Annotated in this window: 17 protein-coding genes; 16 read left to right on the forward strand and 1 reads right to left on the reverse strand. The window is 37.6% G+C overall.

The genetic code is table 11. The features are described from left to right. The first annotated feature begins 5 nt into the window (after positions 1–5). From T8I65_RS01165 to T8I65_RS01230, 14 genes are all read left to right on the forward strand, one after another. Positions 6–680, forward strand: coding sequence for a hypothetical protein (locus T8I65_RS01165; RefSeq protein WP_322301683.1), 675 nt, complete (start codon positions 6–8; stop codon positions 678–680). Between the two features lie 123 nt (positions 681–803). Beyond that, the gene (locus tag T8I65_RS01170; protein WP_051119612.1) at positions 804–1,094 is read left to right on the forward strand and encodes a helix-turn-helix transcriptional regulator; all 291 of its coding nucleotides are present in this window, start codon (positions 804–806) and stop codon (positions 1,092–1,094) included. A 32-nt stretch (positions 1,095–1,126) separates the two neighbouring features. Then, the gene (locus tag T8I65_RS01175) at positions 1,127–2,338 is read left to right on the forward strand and encodes a primase-helicase family protein (RefSeq protein WP_322301684.1); all 1,212 of its coding nucleotides are present in this window, start codon (positions 1,127–1,129) and stop codon (positions 2,336–2,338) included. Positions 2,339–2,592: 254 nt separating this feature from the next. Next, positions 2,593–3,456 (forward strand): toprim domain-containing protein, encoded by an 864-nt coding sequence (locus T8I65_RS01180; RefSeq protein ID WP_034920060.1) that lies wholly within the window; start codon positions 2,593–2,595, stop codon positions 3,454–3,456. Continuing rightward, positions 3,444–3,605 (forward strand): hypothetical protein, encoded by a 162-nt coding sequence (locus tag T8I65_RS01185; protein WP_157480502.1) that lies wholly within the window; start codon positions 3,444–3,446, stop codon positions 3,603–3,605. Before T8I65_RS01180 ends, T8I65_RS01185 begins: the two co-directional genes overlap by 13 nt. Before the next feature lie 7 nt (positions 3,606–3,612). Further along, entirely contained in the window at positions 3,613–3,909 is a 297-nt protein-coding gene (gene mbpA / locus T8I65_RS01190; RefSeq protein WP_034920058.1) for a mobilization protein MbpA, read from the forward strand. Then, positions 3,906–4,772 (forward strand): relaxase/mobilization nuclease domain-containing protein, encoded by an 867-nt coding sequence (locus T8I65_RS01195; protein WP_322301685.1) that lies wholly within the window; start codon positions 3,906–3,908, stop codon positions 4,770–4,772. The genes mbpA and T8I65_RS01195 overlap by 4 nt, the downstream gene beginning before the upstream one ends. Positions 4,773–4,791: 19 nt before the next feature. Beyond that, positions 4,792–5,238: a DUF6730 family protein gene (locus T8I65_RS01200; protein ID WP_034920055.1), complete on the forward strand. Its 447-nt coding sequence runs from the start codon at positions 4,792–4,794 to the stop codon at positions 5,236–5,238. 701 nt (positions 5,239–5,939) lie between these two features. Next, positions 5,940–7,280, forward strand: coding sequence for a TolC family protein (locus T8I65_RS01205; protein WP_034920053.1), 1,341 nt, complete (start codon positions 5,940–5,942; stop codon positions 7,278–7,280). Between the two features lies 1 nt (position 7,281). Beyond that, positions 7,282–8,337, forward strand: a complete 1,056-nt coding sequence (locus tag T8I65_RS01210; RefSeq protein ID WP_322301686.1) for an efflux RND transporter periplasmic adaptor subunit — start codon at positions 7,282–7,284, stop codon at positions 8,335–8,337. A 16-nt stretch (positions 8,338–8,353) separates the two neighbouring features. After that, entirely contained in the window at positions 8,354–11,512 is a 3,159-nt protein-coding gene (locus T8I65_RS01215) for an efflux RND transporter permease subunit (protein WP_322301687.1), read from the forward strand. A 110-nt stretch (positions 11,513–11,622) separates the two neighbouring features. Beyond that, a complete protein-coding gene (locus tag T8I65_RS01220) occupies positions 11,623–12,231 on the forward strand; it encodes a TetR/AcrR family transcriptional regulator (protein ID WP_034920044.1) in 609 nt (202 codons plus the stop codon). Between the two features lie 129 nt (positions 12,232–12,360). After that, positions 12,361–12,639, forward strand: coding sequence for a hypothetical protein (locus T8I65_RS01225; RefSeq protein WP_322301688.1), 279 nt, complete (start codon positions 12,361–12,363; stop codon positions 12,637–12,639). Between the two features lie 71 nt (positions 12,640–12,710). After that, a complete protein-coding gene (locus T8I65_RS01230) occupies positions 12,711–13,820 on the forward strand; it encodes an adenylate/guanylate cyclase domain-containing protein (RefSeq protein WP_051119611.1) in 1,110 nt (369 codons plus the stop codon). A 139-nt stretch (positions 13,821–13,959) separates the two neighbouring features. On the opposite strand, the gene T8I65_RS01235 is transcribed toward T8I65_RS01230, so the two are convergent. Then, the gene (locus T8I65_RS01235) at positions 13,960–15,168 is read right to left on the reverse strand and encodes a site-specific integrase (RefSeq protein ID WP_034920038.1); all 1,209 of its coding nucleotides are present in this window, start codon (positions 15,166–15,168) and stop codon (positions 13,960–13,962) included. Positions 15,169–15,655: 487 nt separating this feature from the next. Between T8I65_RS01235 and T8I65_RS01240 the strand changes: the two genes are divergently transcribed. Both T8I65_RS01240 and T8I65_RS01245 read left to right on the forward strand, forming a co-directional pair. Continuing rightward, positions 15,656–16,864, forward strand: a complete 1,209-nt coding sequence (locus tag T8I65_RS01240; protein ID WP_322301689.1) for a porin — start codon at positions 15,656–15,658, stop codon at positions 16,862–16,864. 70 nt (positions 16,865–16,934) lie between these two features. Continuing rightward, positions 16,935–19,178 (forward strand): inorganic phosphate transporter, encoded by a 2,244-nt coding sequence (locus tag T8I65_RS01245; protein WP_322301690.1) that lies wholly within the window; start codon positions 16,935–16,937, stop codon positions 19,176–19,178. Positions 19,179–19,270 lie beyond the last annotated feature (92 nt).

Raw genomic sequence — 19,270 nt, forward strand, 5'->3', positions numbered from 1 at the left:
TTGCCATGGAAAAATTTATTCTTAACGCCGGTAAAGCACTCGCGAGGTGGAGATCAGGAATAGATTATTTCCTGGAGGAGAAAGTACAAGGGAAACCTTTAAACCTAATTCTTTTTATCCTATCTACTTACGCTGTCTTTGTTTTAAGCTTCAGCCTTTTCTTTGGTATTCGTTCTATTATTGAGAACTCCCTCATTTTTCTGATCCTTTTTGGTATCATGCTTTTGATTCTGATCTGGCTGGCCATTTTTCACGAATCAAATAAACATGTTGAAACAGATCGGCATGATTTCCGGGTAGAACCCCTTAAAACGTCCAGGATACGTTTCGAATTGATCAATCTCGACCGGGAGTCTCAGAAACAATTTGTTAGGTTGATTAATGGAAGGCGGGTTAAAGAAAAAATCAATTTTACCATGGGGAATAAAAGCGGCGACTCTGCCAATCACCGTGTCCTCTTTGTTTTGTTTGATGAATTATTTGTAGGAGGGATCCAGGATCTCACCGGAGAACGAAAAAGTAGCTTTTTCAATTTGCTGATGAATTCATTTTTAATGAATCATGAACCGCTCAAAGAAAACACCTTAAAGACTAGTTTTTCCGCCTGGAAAAACGAACAGGAAAAAATCAATTCCCGGAATCAGCGAAAATTGATCAGGCAGGTCCTGGCAAAAGAGTAATTAAAGCGTGATTTCTTTCCTATCTGTGTTATCCTATTGATTTATAGGTATTTACTTTCCTAAGTTTGTCCTGTACAAAATGTAAAAGGCCTTTTACTCATTTTTAATTTTAATGCTATCGTTATGAATGAGCAAAGAGAAGTAGTGGGTTTATTGGAAGATATTAAAGTCTTACTTTCCCACACCAAAAAAGTAATGAATGTGGAGGATCTGGCTCAATATACCGGACTTTCCAAAAGCAAGATCTATAAGCTTACCCATTTAAAGCTTATACCAACCGGCAATAATCCTAACATCCGTCAGAAGTTTTTTGATAAGGATAAGATAGATGCCTGGTTATTGGGTGAGCCGGATGTGTCCGATGAATTCCTGGAGCAGCAGTTTAATCAAAAATTGCTAAAGAACCGGAAGTAGGTTATTAAGTATTAATCCTAAATTTTTTGAAGATGAAAAAGATATCCTATATCAGGGTGGGTACCTGTTACTATAAAATAGTACAAATACCCACCACTACCGGAAATTTTAATGAGACTTTGGTTCCCTGGAATATAGAAACCCTTCGCAATGATCACGGAAAGGCATTTATTGGAACCATAAAAAAGTATGATGGCTTTACCTGCCTTCCCGGACATAAGGAATTTAAACAGGATTGTTACGGATTTTACAACACCTATTCTCCTTTACCGCATATCCCGCAGGAAGGTAAGACCGAAATGTCACTGCGATTCATTGAACATATTTTCGGAAGCCAGATGGAGCTTGGGCTTGACTATTTGCAGCTACTATATTCGAAACCGCTGCAGATGTTACCTATTCTATGTTTAGTATCCAAAGAGAGGGTTACCGGTAAGACCACCTTTCTAAAATGGCTTAAAGCCATTTTTGATAACAACCTGACCTATCTAACCAATGACAATTTCAGCAGCCAGTTTAATGCCGATTGGGCCAACAAACTTCTTATCTGTATTGATGAAGTGTTGTTCAACAAAGAAGAGCTTACCGAACGGATCAAATATTTAAGCACCACCGATTTTAATAAACTGGAAGCTAAAGGCAAGGATAAGCGCGAGGTGGAGTTCTTTAGCAAGTTTATTCTTTGCAGTAACAATGAAGATAACTTCATTAAAATCGATAGTGAGGAAACACGCTTTTGGGTGCTGAAAGTCCCTAGCCTAAAAAAAGAAGAAACACATTTTTTAGAAGATCTTAAAGCAGAAATTCCGGCATTTCTATATTTTTTGGATCAGCGTCAGTTGATCACTAAACACAGCACCAGGATGTGGTTTAGCCCTAAAGAGATAGGTACGGATGCTTTGACAAATTTGATGCAGAATAACCGAAATCGTGTGGAAAAGGAACTGGCTAGCATGCTCTTCAGTCTAATGGAAACTTGTGAAGTGGACGAAATAAATGTTTGCCCCACGGATGCCTTACAGGTTTTAAACAGAACCCGTATTAAAACGGATTTAACGCAATTGCGGCAGATCTTAAAAAAAGACTGGAAACTGAGTAACCAGGATAACTCCCTAAACTATCAGAAGATGATCATGTGGCAGGAAGGAGGTCTGGGATTAACTCCTGCTAAGGGACGTTATTATACTATTACCAAATCTTTTCTGCTGCGGTATTTTAGTGAGGAACAGAAAAGTGATGCATAATTGATGAACCAGCTGAATGACCGGTTTAAAGATCTTTCCGCCAGGAAAATCATCATTCCGGGTAATTCGGAGGATATCACCAAAGAAAGCAGCCTTAGGTATTTCTTTTTTTTGATGAATGATGAGGAAATATAAATAAGACCAGTGATAACAACGCTTTTGGAGGGTCATCACTTTCGCATCGTTTTGTCATCAAAAAAAATGATGCGCAGAAGTATAATGATTTATAGTCATTGAATATTAAAAACAGGCTAATGAAAAAAGAAAAAGAGATTGGTGTGACCTGCGAAAGAGCCCGTAGTATTTGCATCGTGAAAATACTCGCAAAACTAGGGCACTTTCCAAGCAGGATAGCGGAGAAAGAAGCCTGGTTTCTGAGTCCCCTACGGTCAGAAACACAGGCCTCTTTCAAGGTTTCTTTAAAATTGAACCGTTGGTATGACCATGGGCTTGGAAAGGGCGGAAATGGGCTAGATTTAATCGTAGCGATAAAGAACTTTTCTGTTAAACAGGCTCTGGAGTTTCTAGAAGACAATTGTGACTCTTTTTCTTTTCAGCAGCCCATTTTAAAAAAGAGAACTGCTTCTAAAATTGAAGTTTTAAGGACTAGAGAAATCGAACATGAGGCCTTGACCCAGTATCTGGCAAAAAGAGAGATCCCTGTAAAAATAGCCCAGCCTTATTGCAAAGAGGTCTGGTTTAGCTATAGCGGCAAGGAATACTTCGCTATAGGATTAGAGAACCCCCTAGGCGGCTGGGAACTGCGAAACAGCTACTTCAAGGGGTCCAGCTCTCCAAAATCCTATACCTATATCAAAAGGAAATCTAAAACTTTATTAATTACTGAAGGCATGTTTGATTTTTTATCTCTGGCAATATTGGAGGAAGACCTGGTAAAGGCATCAGATATTATCATCCTGAATTCTCTGGCCTTTACCAATAAAATTACGGGACATCTTACTAATTATGAGAACATTCGTCTATATCTCGATAATGATCCCGCGGGAGATCAAGCTACAGCGAAGATTTTAAAACTATTTAGGAGTGCTACCGATGAACGGAATTCCTTCAAAAACTATAAAGACCTCAATGAAAAATTAATGCAATGCAAAAAGTGAAAACAGTATTGGCTACTGAATCTTATACTGAATTTGATGATTTAGCTTGGGTAGGTTCAGGAGGACCAATCGCAGTTGCGGAAGGGAAAGCAAGATGTGTCATTGTCATGACAATCTTGCTTTACTCCCGCAGGTCGCAAAGATTTTAAAAGAAAAATGAAAAGGGAATATATCCAGATACGCTGCTCGATCTACGAGAAAAAGCTGCTCAAAAAAAGAGCGGCCAGGGCTGGAATTTCCCTTTCCGAATACTTGCGATCCACCGCCTTTGAGAGAAATATTGTAGAACGTATAACCCCGGAACAACTGGAAAGCTATCAGATGCTGATACAATACAAAAACAACTTTGCCCGTATTGCCAATATGTTTAAAAAAGGGAACCCTAAGCTAGCCAAAGATGTGGCGGAGCTCGCAGAAGAGATCAGGATGCACTTAAGAAATTTCAGAAAATGATAGGGAAAGGACATGCCATAGCAAGTACCGGGGCCTCCATAGCATATGGCTGGAACCAGGAGAAGAATGCCGAGGTAGTGCTTAAGGAATACCTGGCGGGGGAAAATCCCAAAGAAATTACTGAAGAGTTTAAGATCATTCAATCTCAAAACGAACGCTGCATTAACAACACCCTGAGTTTTGTGGTCAGCCCCACCATCGAAGATGGAAAGGAGCTGACCAAAAGAGAGCTTGAAGATATCGCTAAAAGATTTATAAACGAGATGAACCTGCAAAATAACCAGGCCATTGGCTTTGTACATCGGGATAAAGCTCATACCCATGTTCATATTTACGCCAACCGGATAAGTCTAAAAGGAGAAGTCTATAAAGATAGCTTTATAGGTAAAAGAAGCCAGATCGCAGCAGATAATGTGGCCAAAGAATTAGGGCTAAAACGAGTATGTGAAGTACAGCAGGAGAGATTGCAGGAATTGAAAGTGCAGCGACTGGCCATCAAATATATTAACGACCGGGTACTGGAATCCAGGCCTAAATCTTTGGATGAATATATCGGTAAAATGAAGGACTGCCAGGTAAAGGTAATCCCCTGCATCAATAAGTCTAACCAGTTGCAGGGCTTTCGGTTTGAATATAAAGGAGCCAATCTAAAAGGCAGTGAGGTGCACCGTTCGATGACCGGTGGCCGACTAATTGGAGAAATCAGTCAAAACACAAGTTATTCCAGACTGAAGGAAATCCCTCAAAGCTTAAAGCTGTTAGATAAGACTGTACAAATCAGCTCTAATATGGCCACTAAAATAGCCAAAGACCTGGTGAAACAGGTGATAAAAAAGGCGCTGGATACCGGAATTGGAATATGATATTAAAACTTTATAAATTATGAAAAAACTAGATGAGATCATGGAATTGATGACCGATGAAATGGCCGATTTCAAGCTGGCTATTCTAAAGCTGCAGGAGCTTTCCGGAGAAATTGAGCAAATGAGTATTCCCATAAGTACTGAGGCATTGGATAAAAACCTGAACGCTTTCCTGGAAAAGCAGGAAGAGAATGATAGGTTGAAGGATGACATACTTAAAAGCATTGACCAGAAACTGAAGAATGCCCGGCTCATGCCTAATTATATGCTCTTCCTATTCTGTATTTTCGGAATACTGATGTTAAGCTTATTAGGATATTTTAAATCTTCCGCCACGAAAGCTGGGGATGAAAAGTTTGAAATGTACCAGATGATTAAATCTGAAAGTGAACTCTTTAAAAATTATCTTTCAGAAAATCCTGAAATCAAGAACGAATATTACCAGTGGCTGGAAGCAAATAAGTAGCATTTGTCATGACAATTTACTTGTCGCAAATTATCCTAATTTTTACAGTAAATACTTTGGGAAGCCTTATAAACAGGTAATTATTTACAGTAAATATTGTCGCATAAGTGGTATGCGCCCTATGCTGTTTTTACTCACGCTTAACTTCCCGTACACTATAAAAACAGCACAGGAACCACGCGCAAGATCATGGCAGATATTGGGGCGGGAGATTTAGTAAAAAGTAGGAAAACGAATTCTTTGGAATCTAAGCTCTGGGGTTATGCCACGGCTGATGCTATTAAGGTATTTTCCTTACTACAAAAGTTTTATTAAATATTTCAATTTGACTTCCGAAGTTATTTAATAGCCTCCCAAAGGTCAATATTCTATTTCGATAAAATGCGAATGCAAGTTAATTGTAGTTCTATCAATAGATTCAATAAAATATTAAAAGGCTCAAGAAAACTAATTAGAAATTAAGTTTAACATGTTTCGATTTACTCTCAATTTAATAGAATTATCGTCTTAAATCCTCATTTCTCATCTTACTAAGGAGCCTCCACAATTTTGAAAATAAATTCTGATTCAAGATAAAAATAAGGAAGCTAAATATACCTCCTACCCAGATATCAAAAACTAAAAAACAAAAAAACTTTTATTGTTTTATAGTTTTTTAGTTTTATATTTGCATTCTAAATCACAAAAAAATTGTACCTAATATGAAAAAAATGATAATTGGTTTTCTCTTTGTATATGGGATTACCTTTGGTCAGGAACCCTTGGAGCTCAAACTTTCAGATGCTGTTTCGTATGCCTTAGAGCATAAGGCAGATGCAGCTAAGGCCAGGCTAGATATTACTAACGCCGATGCACAAATCTCTGAGGTCAGGGCCAAAGCTTTACCGAACTTATCGGCTAATGCGGGAACTACCTATAATGCCCTTTTGCAGGAAAATATATTACCCGGAGAAATTTTTGGGGCTCCCGGAGAAAGTATTGCGGTAGCTTTTGGAAGGAAATGGAATTCCACAGCCAATGCACAGCTTTCCCAAACCATATTCAATCAGGCCGTCTTTGTGGGTTTGAAAGCTGCAAAATCTACAAAAGAATTTTATAAGCTTAATGCACAGCTTACCAACGAAGAAATAATTGAAAAAGTAGCAGTTGCTTACTATCAGGTGTTCCAATCAAAGCAGATTCTGGAAAACCTTCAGAATAATTTAGAACTCACAGAAAGAACGGTAGGTATCGTTAAGGGGTTATACGAGAACGGACTTGCAAAAAAGATTGATTATGACCGGAGCATGGTAGCACTAAATAATTTGAAAAGTAATAAACAGCAAGCCATTAATGCAGTAGAATTAAGTGAGAATGCATTAAAATTTATGATAGGAATGTCCATTTCTCAAGAAATAAGATTGCCACAACAAAATTTCCAACCGGAATTTTTACCAGGAATAGAGCTTGAATTTTCCAGTCGTACGGAACTAGAATTACTTAATAAGCAAATTGAACTTTTAAATTTTCAGAAAAAATCAACCCTGGCCGAATATTATCCCTCAGCTTCATTGGTGGCTAACTATGGCTGGCTGGGACAGGGAGATGTTGTTCCTCTATGGAATGGAAAAAACGAAGGTGCTTTTTGGTCAGATTTCAGCGCTATAGGATTAAATATTAGTATTCCTATTTTTAATGGAGGTGCTACCCGGGCAAAGGTGAAGCAGAACCAGGTAGAGATAGAGAAAGCTGAAGAGGATCTTCAAGAAACTGAATTAGCTCTACAGCTTGCCTACGAAAATGCCATCTCACAATTAGAAAACAGCTTTATATCAATTCATACACAAGAACAAAATGTGGAGCTTGCGCAAAAAGTATTGGAAGACACCCAGAATAATTATGAGTTGGGTTTAGCTACTCTTAACGAAATGCTGGATGTTGAAAGAGAACTTGCTGATGCTAAAAACAATTTAACCAATGCCAGGTTAGATTATAAACTAGCGGAAGTAGAGCTTTTAAAATCCCAGGGAAAATTAGACACATTAAACGAAAATAACTTTTAAAATGAAAAAAAAGACAATCATCGCAATAGTAGTGCTATTAGGCGTAGCCGTAGCGTTTTACCTTATCCTACAAAACAATAAGAAAGAGAACGAAAGAGAATTAAGTCTCGTTACACAGGAAAATACAGAAGTAGCAGTGAACACTGCAATTGCAAAAAAAGAAAGAATTGGATCCATGTTTACGGTTAACGGCACCTTTTTACCCACAGCCACTGCAAATATTTCTGCCGAGATCTCAGGACAAATAGGAGCTGTGTATGTTGAAGAAGGTGATGATGTAAAGAAAGGTCAGGTAATAGCGAAACTAATTGGAGATAAAGCAAATGTCAATATGGAGAATGCAAAAGCCAATCTTGATAACGCTGTGTCTAACCTAAACAGATACGAGGCTGCTTACAAAACGGGGGGAGTAACTGCCTCACAGCTTGACCAGGCAAAACTACAGGTAGAAAATGCACGGGCGCAGTATCAATCTGCCCAACTAAATTCCGGCGACACCAATGTACGCTCAAAGATGAGTGGAGTGGTAAATAAAAAAATGGTTGAAGTTGGAATGGTCGTAGCTCCGGGAACATCAATAATAGAAGTAGTAGACATTTCTTTGTTAGACTTAAAAGTAGAAGTAGACGAATCTCTCGTAAGTCAACTTAAGCTTGGAGATTCAGTTAAAGTAACTCCAAGTGCTACCAAAAAAACCATTGACGGTAGGATAACTTTTATCGCTCCGGCCTCTAATGGAGCCTTAAAATTTCCTGTAGAAATTTCTGTAGATAATTCCCAAACAAACTTAAGAGCAGGAATGTATGCTACGGCAATGTTTAACCAAAAAGGAGAGAATAATGTACTTGTAATACCCCGGGAAGCTTTCGTGGGAAGCGTGAGCGACAACCGGGTTTTCGTTATAAAAGAAGGTATTGCATACCTCACAGAAATTAGTACCGGTATTAATTACGGAAACAAGGTGCAAGTAAACAATGGGCTTAATGAAGGAGATGTAGTGGTAACCAGCGGGCAGATTAACCTGACAGATAATACTGCAGTAAAAGTGATTAAATAATAGAGAAGAAAAGAAAATGAAATTAGCAGAAGTATCTATAAAAAGGCCCAGTCTTGTAATCGTGATGCTTGCATTACTTATTATTGGAGGTCTTTTCAGCTATAGTCAATTAAACTATGAGTTGATTCCAAAATTCGAAGTAAAGGTAGTAACCGTTATGACGGTTTATCCCGGGGCTTCACCTGCCGAGGTGGAAAATACGGTATCCCGCAAGATCGAAGATGCTGTTTCTTCTCTTGAGAATATTAAAAAAATACAGACAAGTTCCTTTGAAAGTCTGTCGGTAGTAACCATTCAATTTAATAATGAAGCTGATGTAGATTTTGCGTTGAATGAAGCACAAAGAAGCATAAACGCTATTCGTTCAGATCTTCCGGATGATATTGACGAACCTTCCCTCTCGCAGGTTTCGGTTTCTGATATGCCTATAATGAGTCTGGGAGTTACTGCAGATCTTTCAGAAAATGAATTATATGATTTAATTGATCAAAAAATTCAACCTGCTTTTTCACGTCTTACAGGGGTTGCTCAGGTAAACCTTGTAGGTGGCCAGGAAAGAGAAATTAGGGTGAATTTAGATCCTAACAGGCTTCAGGGTTATGGGCTTACTGTACCAATGGTACAGCAAATAATCACTGCGTCAAACCTGGATTTTCCGACTGGAAATTTAAAAACTAGAGAGAATACTACACTTATTCGTCTTGCGGGAAAAATACAGTCTGTAGATAAGCTTAGAAACCTTACCATAGCTTCACAAAACGGGCAGAACATTAAACTTTCTGATATTGCTGAAATTCAGGATACTCAAAAAGAAGTTGAAAAGATTGCACGTATAAATCGTGATAATACGATCCTGCTCCAGGTTCAAAAGCAAACTGATGCAAATGCAGTGGCCGTAAGTGAACTTGTACAGGAAAATATCAGTGAAATTGAACAGCAGTATGCTGATCAGGGTGTGGATATAAATATTGCCAATGACAATTCTGTCTTTACGTTGGAAGCAGCAAACTCAGTAATAAAAGACCTTTTCATCGCAATAGGTCTTGTGGCTTTCGTAATGTTATTTTTCCTGCATAGTTACAGGAATGCTCTTATTGTAATGGTAGCAATTCCAACATCGTTAATTGCAACCTTTATAGGGATGTGGTTATTGGGATACAGTCTTAACCTAATGAGTTTGCTTGCACTTTCATTGGTTGTAGGTATCCTTGTAGATGATGCCATTGTGGTTATTGAAAACATTCACCGTCATATGGAGATGGGTAAGAACAAAGTACGTGCCGCCTACGATGGTGCTTCAGAAATTGGATTTACAGTAACGGCGATCACTCTGGTGATTGTAGTAGTATTTTTACCAATTGCATTAAGTGACGGTCTAGTGGCCGACATTATTAGACAATTCTGTGTAACTGTAGTTATAGCAACTTTACTGTCTTTATTGGTTTCCTTTACCGTAGTGCCTTGGTTATTTTCAAGATTTGGAAAATTGGAGCTTATAAGCAATAAATCATTCTTTGGAAAAATCATCCATAAGTTTGAAAAAGGTTTGACCTGGTTTACAGAGGAAGTAACAAAAATCCTGAAATGGTCTTTAGATAATAAAGTAAAAACCTTTGTAGTTGTAGCTGGGCTCTTCATAAGTTCAATCGCCCTAGTGGCAATGGGTTATATTGGTTCCAACTTTTTTCCTTCAACCGATAGGGGCGAATTTTTAGTTCAATTGGAAATAGATAAAGACGCCTCCATTGAAGAGACAAATTTTATCACTCAAAAAGCAGAGAATTACCTTTCACAAATTCCTGAAGTAGAAAGACTAATTACCACTGTGGGGCAATCCAGTAGTGGAGGTATGGGAGGTGCACAGGCAACCAATAACAAATCAGAAGTATCGGTTACCCTGGTGGATCAATCTGAAAGAGAGGAAAAAACTAGCGTTATAGCTGCGAGGATAAAACGAGATCTGGAACAAAAATTAGTTGCAGCCGATGTTACTACTGTTTCTGTTGGATTGGTTGGAGTTGAAGCTGCACCTCTTCAAATGACCATAACAGGGAACTCTTTTGAGGAAGCTTTAGCTTATGCAAAAGCTGCTGAACAAGCATTAACAACTGTAGAAGGAGCAACCGAAATTGAAAGTAGTGTTGAGGAAGGAAATCCTGAGATTTCTGTAAATGTAAACAGAGATAAAATGACTTCCCTGGGATTAAATGTTGCTACAGTTGGTCAAACAATGCGTACAGCTTTTAGTGGAAATACCGACAATAAATTTCGAACTGGAAATAATGAATATGATATCAATATTATTTTTGATGAAGCCTCAAGAAACAATATAGAAGACGTGCAAAACATCCAGTTCACCAATAACAATGGAGAATTAATAAACCTGGCACAGTTCGCTGATATTAGTTATGAATCAGGTCCTTCCTTATTAGAGCGTTATGATAGGTCTCCTTCTGTAACTATTTCTGCCCAAACCGTAGGGAAAACCTTGGGAGCAGTAGCGCAGGAATGGGAAGAAAAACTAGCAAATATTGAGCGGCCAAAAGGTGTGGAATGGACCTGGGGTGGAAACATGGAAAATCAAAGTGAAGGTTTTGGAACCTTAGGAATTGCGCTATTGGCTGCTATTATGTTGGTATATATGATTATGGTGGTGCTGTATGATGATTTTATTAAACCATTTATTGTATTGTTTTCCATTCCGCTTTCATTTATAGGTGCATTGTGGGCACTGGCTTTAACTGATCAGAGTTTGAATATTTTTACCATTCTTGGTATCATTATGTTAATAGGCCTGGTGGCGAAAAATGCCATTTTGCTGGTTGATTTTGCTAATCATAGGTTAGCCCATGGAGAAAAGATAAGAACAGCTTTAATCCAGGCAAACCACGCCAGGCTTCGTCCTATTTTGATGACCACAATTGCAATGGTTTTTGGAATGCTACCAATTGCTCTGGCATCTGGCGCAGCAGCGGAAATGAACAATGGTTTAGCCATCGTTATTATTGGAGGCCTATTATCCTCGTTATTCCTTACCCTAGTCATTGTACCGGTGGTTTACCTGATCTTTGTTCGGCTTGAAGAGAAATTCTCTTCTAAAGAAAAACAAGATTATGATAAATTAATGCATGCAGAATACGAGCACCTCAATCCAAAGAGTGAGCTTGAATTCTAGTAGATCAATAGAATCTGGTTACTGATTAAGTAACCAGATTTATTAATCTAATATTTCGATACTTCTATTAAATGTAGATCTTTGAAGAAGTAGCAAAAAATTTAAGAGATATGGAAAAAGATACAGAATTATTAAGTAAGGTTTCCCAGATTTTTCTAAAGAATGGTGCCAAGACTGTGACCATGGACGAGATTGCAAGGGAACTTCGGGTTTCTAAAAAGACACTTTATGAAAAGTATCAAAATAAAGATATACTTCTTGAGGAGGTGTTAAGTTACAGTTTAGAGAAAGTCCTGGAAAAATTGAATGACCTGGATGAAACAATCGAGAATGCCATAGAAAGAATGTTTGCCAGAGATACAGAAATTGAAAAGGCATCAAGAACCAATGATTCCATCTTTCTTCGTCAACTCCTGAAGTATTATCCCCAGATCTTCAATAAACATATGCTATATTTTTCCGGAAAACTTTCGGAAATACTTATGCATAATGTTGAAAGAGGAAGAAGTCAAGGCTTATACCGAAAAGATTTTGATGCCTATTTTTATTCGAAATTATTTTTCCAAATGACTATGAGCTATGATAACACCCCTTATCTGGATAACCAAGAGATAAGCAGGTCCAGGTATCAGGAGGAAGCTCTCTTATTCTATATGAATGCAATTACCACCGAAAAGGGCAAAGAAGTAATGAGAGGTCTTGAAATAAAAAAATTATAACCCCTATCTGGAATTAAATGTTTTAGAAAAAATACTGCTCTGGAAAAATTTCAGCAATACTTCTTCACTGAAAATTATCATTCTTGTTTTTGATTACTAATACACAGCTCATTACTAAATACCATACTTATGAAGCGCTACGAAAAAAATTTAATTTATGAAAAAAAGCTAAGCCTCTGGTCAGGATATCCGGTTAAGATTGAAGATGATTTAGATAGTATCTGTCAATGTGATGTTGATTTTATAGAAATACTTATGCTTTTAGAGAACGCATTTTTAATAAATTTAGTAGAATCTGATAAAACCCGCCAGTATTTTACCACCATAAAGGAATTTATAGATTGGATAGAATCCAGGCCTAAAATGACACCTTCTTTTAAAAGATTTAAGTTAACACCTTGGCCTTAACCCTCCGCTACTAAAATTTCTGTCAGATTCCTTCTCCGTCTATTAATTAGAAAGCTTAAAGAACATTTTTAATGAAACAAAATTACTTATATGAGATTATTCGTTTAAGTTATAGATTTCCATTACTAACTATTATTATCAAACAGGTAATTTTTTGGATCATAGCTTACGGAGTGCTGGGCTTTATATTATATTTTTCAAGTCTTTCAATTTTTGAAGGCACGAATTCCCCATTTACCCTAAGTGTAGCAATGTTAATACTAACAGTATTAATATTTGGTTTTATGAATGGAATCATCCTAGGTATTTTTGAATACTTCTTAAATAAAAAATCCAATTTAAATAACAGCTTAGGTCTCACAATACTTATAGGAAGCTTTGCTTATTTCATAACAATTATGGGTTTGATAAGTTTAACAAGACTTATCATCTTTTGGGTATTGGAATTATTACATATGGATATAGGTTTTGTAGAGGTGATTTTAAGAGATAACTGGATATATCATTATGCTATCCTACTCGTCTACACCTTGTTTATGACCTTAATAATCAGTTTTATCAGCCAAATTGAAAAAATACTTGGTCCTGGCTACCTACTTCCTATTTTATTGGGCTGGTTTAGATATCCGAGAGAAGAAGAACGCATTTTTATGTTCCTGGATCTTTCTAACTCTACAAGAATGGCTGAACAATTGGGTCACATTGCCTACAGTAATCTTATACAGGAATGCTTTCTTGATATTAATAAGATGGTAAAAAAATATAATGCTGAAATATATCAATACGTGGGAGACGAAATTGTTGTAAGTTGGCCCTTGGAGGGCATGAAAGAATATGTGTATATAGAATTCTTCTTTGGGGTTATGGCACTTTTACAGGAGCGTTCAAAATATTACACGGATAAATTTGGTGTTACTCCGTCCTTTAAAGCCGGGGCTCACGTCGGTGTAGTTACCAGAGTTGAGGTAGGAAATATAAAAAGAAATCTTGCCTACCATGGAGACACTTTAAATGTGACTGCAAGATTAGAAGGATTGTGTAAAGAATTAGATAGATCTGTACTTTTTTCAGGCGCACTAATAAAAAAAACAATGGTAGATAAAAAATACAAGGTATCCTCCCTAGGATTTAGAACTCTTAAAGGTAGGGAGGCTAAATTGGAAGTATTTAGTATTAATTAATAAAATACCAATTAGGTAATTAATGTAATCAAAGTTTTACATCAGGACTTTGAGAAAATTCGAATTAAAAAGAGTTTATGACTTTGAAATTGAAGATCGTTTAAGGAAATAATCAGACTTCAACCCTAAAGTAGAATAATTACAACAATACTTCCAGCGCTTTATCCACAACCTGAGTATCTAATTCTTTTAAATATGCCTGGGTTACAGTTAGGTTTTGATGTCCTAAAGATTCGCTAATCACATCAGTTGCAACCCCTTTTTGTTTAAGGCAATTAGCAAAACTATGCCTGGCCACATAACTGCTAACGTTTTTTGTGATCTCACATATTGTAGCCAGTTCCTTTAGATTTTTGTTATAGATCCCTAGCATTTTATGTTTTCGATCTGCAAGTTGGGTAGGAGTATAGTTTTCACGATACAGTAATGGAAATACATATTTATTTCCATACCCATTAATTCGGTAATGGTCAAGAATTTCTCTTACAGGGGGCATTATGGCAATTGAGAAATTTCCTTTGGTTTTAGCCCGGGTGTAATAAATAGCATTTTTTTCCACATCTTTCCATTCGAGACCCATCATGTCGGCAAAGTTCATTCCCCTAGTATAGAAACTAAAAACAAAGTAGTTTCTGGTATCAACTAAATGCGAATGATTACTCAAATCTACATTAACAATGCGCATTATTTCTTCAAAATCCAGGGCACGTTTAAAACCTTTGCCTCTTAAGCCTGAAATTTTATATTTCTTAAAGGGGTATAAACTTTCTTTCACAATTCCGCGTTCTATGGCTTTGTTGAACAATGCCCTTATGGCTCTCATCTTTACTCCAACCCCTCCGTCGGTTCCACCTCTGGACCTTAAGAAAGCATCATATTTACTTAAAAAAGTAGAGTTAACTTCCCGAAAACTAAGTTTTTTGCTCTTATGAAAAATTTGCACCGATGTTTTAGTGTCTTTATAGGACTTTGCGTTTCCTACACGACCGGCGTAAGTCATTTCCTCTACTATTTCATCAAAAAAGGCAAAGACATCATTTTTAACTGGATTGAAGGTAACTCTATAAAGCTTATCAAAATCTTCCAGTGTATAATCGGGGTTTTGAATTTCAATTTCCGCTGCTACCTGGTAAGCCCGATCCTTAATTTTTACCAGTAACCGATTATACTGAAAATGATTTTTCAGCTTTTTGTTAAAGGTTCCTGTTGAAGCTGACCATTCGGAAATCTCCGAACTAAATGGGGTTTTGTAATATTTAGTTTGTCGATCTTTGGTCACACGCAAGAAAATTGGGTACAACCCATCGGTTAATTTCTTTGTTCTCTGTACAATTTTTATAGTAATCATGCGGCTTAAATTGGGTACAACATAGGTACAACAAATGGGCAAATAAAGGTAAATATTGTAAAACTAAATGACAAGGAAAAAGTTGTAAAATACTGATTATCAATACATAAGAAGCTAAATGAAATTATCTGAAACACCATTTTCGCAGCTGTTAATCAGAGGGTCCTTGGTTCGAGCCCAAGAGGAGGAGCAACAAAGCCATTCGTTTTTCGAGTGGCTTTTTTGTTTTAAGTCCGGAAGCTATTTATATTTTCCAAATCCTGTATTAGTACATTGATGTATAGAGAACAATTCCGTATCATCTATAAGTCTGATAAACTACCTTCTCAAAAAGTTTAGTTACGACCAAAGGCCATGCAGTTCTAAGCGCTACAGCATCACAAGCTCAAACTTTTTTGATTAACTTGCCCACCGTGGGCTTAACGTACACGAAACATTAAGTTAACATAAAGCTGCTTTATATCACCCCAAAAAACTATGATACAATTTGATACATATTAGAATCAGCGTGCTTATTTTATGCCTGTTCCTAGCGACAGGACTGGGAGCTCAGGAATTGGGTAATGTGAAGTTTGGTGAAGGTCTGCTGAATTTCACTGCCAGGGATAGTTCCTTTAGTGTGGAGTTTGCTCCAAGATTTCAGTTTAGATCACTTACTACCTGGAATCACAATGGGGAAGAATACATGGATCCAGAACAAAATTTCCTGATTAGAAGAGCCAGGCTAAAATTTGATGGATTCGCCCTTACCCCAAAACTGGTTTATAAGATCGAACTTGGCCTTTCAAATAATGATATTTCCGGAGCGAATCAGTTTACCTCCAATTCGCCGCGGTATATTCTTGATGCAGTTCTTAAATGGCATTTTCATAAGAACTTCGAACTGTGGGCTGGACAAGCCAAACTTCCTGGAAATGTGGAAAGGGTGATTTCTTCAGCCAGTTTGCAGCTAATAGACCGATCTATTCTAAACAGCGCCTTTAATCTTGATAGAGATATCGGACTTCAGCTACACCATAGATTCAAACTGGGAGAAAAATTCGTGATCAAAGAGAAGCTGGCATTTTCGCAGGGAGAAGGACGAAATATTACCAGCGGTAGCCAGGGAGGAATGGAATATACAGGGAGACTTGAGTTTTTGCCCTTTGGTGAATTTCTTGAAAAAGGAGATTATTTCCAGGCAGATCTTGAAAGAGAACCGTCACCTAAACTAATGCTGGGAGCAGTGTACGATATGAATAATGATGCCGTAAGAACTAGAAGTAACCTGGGAAGTTTTATGCTGTTGGAAGATGGGACACTTTATAAAACCGATATCCAAACGTTTTTTCTTGATGCGGTTTTTAAATACCGCGGAATTTCTGTAATGGCAGAATATGCCTATCGTGATGCAGAAGATCCAATTGCCAGGATTCAGGGAGAAAATCAGACAGCTGAGTACAGGGTGCTGGAAGGGCAGGGAATAAATTTCCAAACTGCGTACCTTTTCAAAAGTAATTATGAAATCGCAGCAAGGTATTCAAGAAATGACTATACCGATATTATAGAAGTAGATGATGTAGAGCAATACACCCTTGGGGGATCTAAATATATTGTAGGACATAAACTTAAAGTACAGGCAGATATAAATTATTCGAAGAAGGCTGGAATAGAGGATTTTATCTCATTTAGAACAGGCTTCGAATTTCACTTTTAAAATTAACAATTAGGTAACAGTAAATCCACGATTTGGTTGGATACTTGCACCGCTTTTTAAACACAATAAAATGGAAAATATTTACTTGTTGATGCTGGTTGCATTAGTGGTTCTTGCCATTGCCGATTTGGTGGTTGGGGTTAGTAATGATGCCGTTAACTTCCTGAACTCCGCGATTGGCTCCAAAGCGATCTCATTTAAAACGATCATGATCGTGGCCAGTGTAGGAATCTTTATTGGTGCTGTTTTTTCCAGCGGTATGATGGAGGTAGCCAGAAAAGGTATTTTTATGCCTGGTCAGTTCTATTTTGACGAGATCATGATCATATTCATGGCTGTGATGATCACAGACATTCTCCTGCTGGATTTTTTCAACACGCTGGGAATGCCAACTTCAACAACAGTTTCCATTGTCTTCGAATTACTTGGAGCAGCAGTAGTAATGGCGCTTATCAAGATTGGAGCTTCAGATACTCAAACGCTGGCAGATCTTTCCAACTATATCAATACAGATAAAGCTACCGAAATTATATCTGGTATATTCCTATCTGTAGTGATCGCATTTACCATAGGAGCGCTGGTACAGTGGTTGTCCCGTTTGGTCTTCACCTTCGAATACGAGAAGAAGATCAAGAATTTTGGTTCTATTTTCGGAGGAATCTGTCTTGCAGCCATCAGTTATTTCATCATTTTCAAAGGGATGAAAGGAACCCCTTACTACGATAGTTTTAAAGATGTTCTTTCTACACAGGTTTATACTGTGATCGCAGTTAGTTTCCTTTTCTGGACACTTTTCAGCTATTTGTTCATGAAGATCTTTAAGAAAAGTATCCTCATCTTCGTGATTGCAGTAGGAACTTTTGGTCTGGCACTGGCATTCTCAGGGAATGACCTGGTAAACTTTATTGGAGTTCCAATGGCAGCTTACCACTCCTATGAAGCCTGGGCAGCATCTGGCCAGATCTCTACAGAATTCTCTATGGAAGTGCTACGTGATAAAGTACCGGCAGAACCAATATTACTATTTATCTCTGGAGCTATTATGGTACTTACACTCTGGTTTTCTAAGAAAGCAAAGAGTGTGGCCGAAACTGAAATTGGTCTTTCGAGACAGGGACATGGAACTGAAAAGTTCGATCCAAATATGCTTTCCCGCGCACTTGTAACAGGAACTACAAAGCTTGCCGACACTTTTAGAGTTGTGATTCCAGGCGGAATGCGTAGAAAGATTGGTCGTAGCTTCAGCAAACCCGACGATATACTTGTTGGGGATAAAGCAGAAGAACAACCTGCTTTTGATATGATTCGCGCTGCAATTAACCTTACCGTTGCCGGAGTATTGATCTCTATCGCTACTTCTTATAAATTGCCATTATCTACTACTTACGTAACTTTTATGGTAGCTATGGGAACTTCCCTGGCAGATAAAGCCTGGGGTAGAGAAAGTGCGGTATATCGCGTTGCAGGAGTTTTGAAAGTAATTGGAGGTTGGTTCTTCACTGCATTTAGCGCATTCTCTGCGGCAGGAATTTTAACTTATATTATTTTCCTCGGAAAAGGACCTGCAATTGCTATTCTACTGCTGGCAGCCATAGGTTTACTTGTTAGAAACTATATTTCACATAAGAACAAAGAAACCGCTAAAGCCGATAAGTCTGGCTTGAAGAAATCTGAAAGTAAGACCGTTCAGGGGATCATCCTTGAAAGTGCTGATAATATTTCTAATGTGGTAAGCAGATCCAACAAGATCTTCTCTGATACCTTTGCCGGATTATCCAAACAGGATAAGAAGAAGCTAAAGAAGAGTAAGAAGGGTGTGGAGAAACTTGAGTCTGAGATCGAAGATCTAAGAGACCAGATTTTCTTTTTTATTAAAAGTCTGGATGAAACAAGTGTACGTGGAAGTAGTTTTTATATTTCAATTCTTGGGCATCTTACAGATATCGCTCAATCACTAGAGTATATTTCCAAGAAAAGTTACAAGCACGTGAATAATAATCACAAACCGCTACGATATAATCAGCTTTTAGATCTTAAAGAGATCGATGATATTTTAAGCGAATTACTAACAGAGATCGAAGTGATCTTTAATAACAGGGAGTTCCAGGATATAAGTGGAGTCGTTGCTAAAAAAGATGTAGTGCTGCAGAGGATTTCTGAAAAGATCGAAAAACAGGTGTCAAGAACAAGAACTGAAGAATCCAGTCCTAAGAACACCACCTTGTACTTCAATTTATTATTGGAAACTAAAGATCTAATGAAAGCGATCATGAGTCTTATGGAAGAATACAATTCCAGTTACAAAAAGGTATAAGCCTGTCGTTTTACCATTAAAAAGCCACATTTCTAAATGTGACTTTTTTTGTCTCAAATCTTTTATTTATAGCGTTAAACGTTATAAAAAGC

Origin of the sequence: Christiangramia sp. OXR-203, assembly GCF_034372165.1 — a bacterium.
In the GTDB taxonomy this organism is placed as follows: Bacteria; Bacteroidota; Bacteroidia; order Flavobacteriales; family Flavobacteriaceae; genus Christiangramia.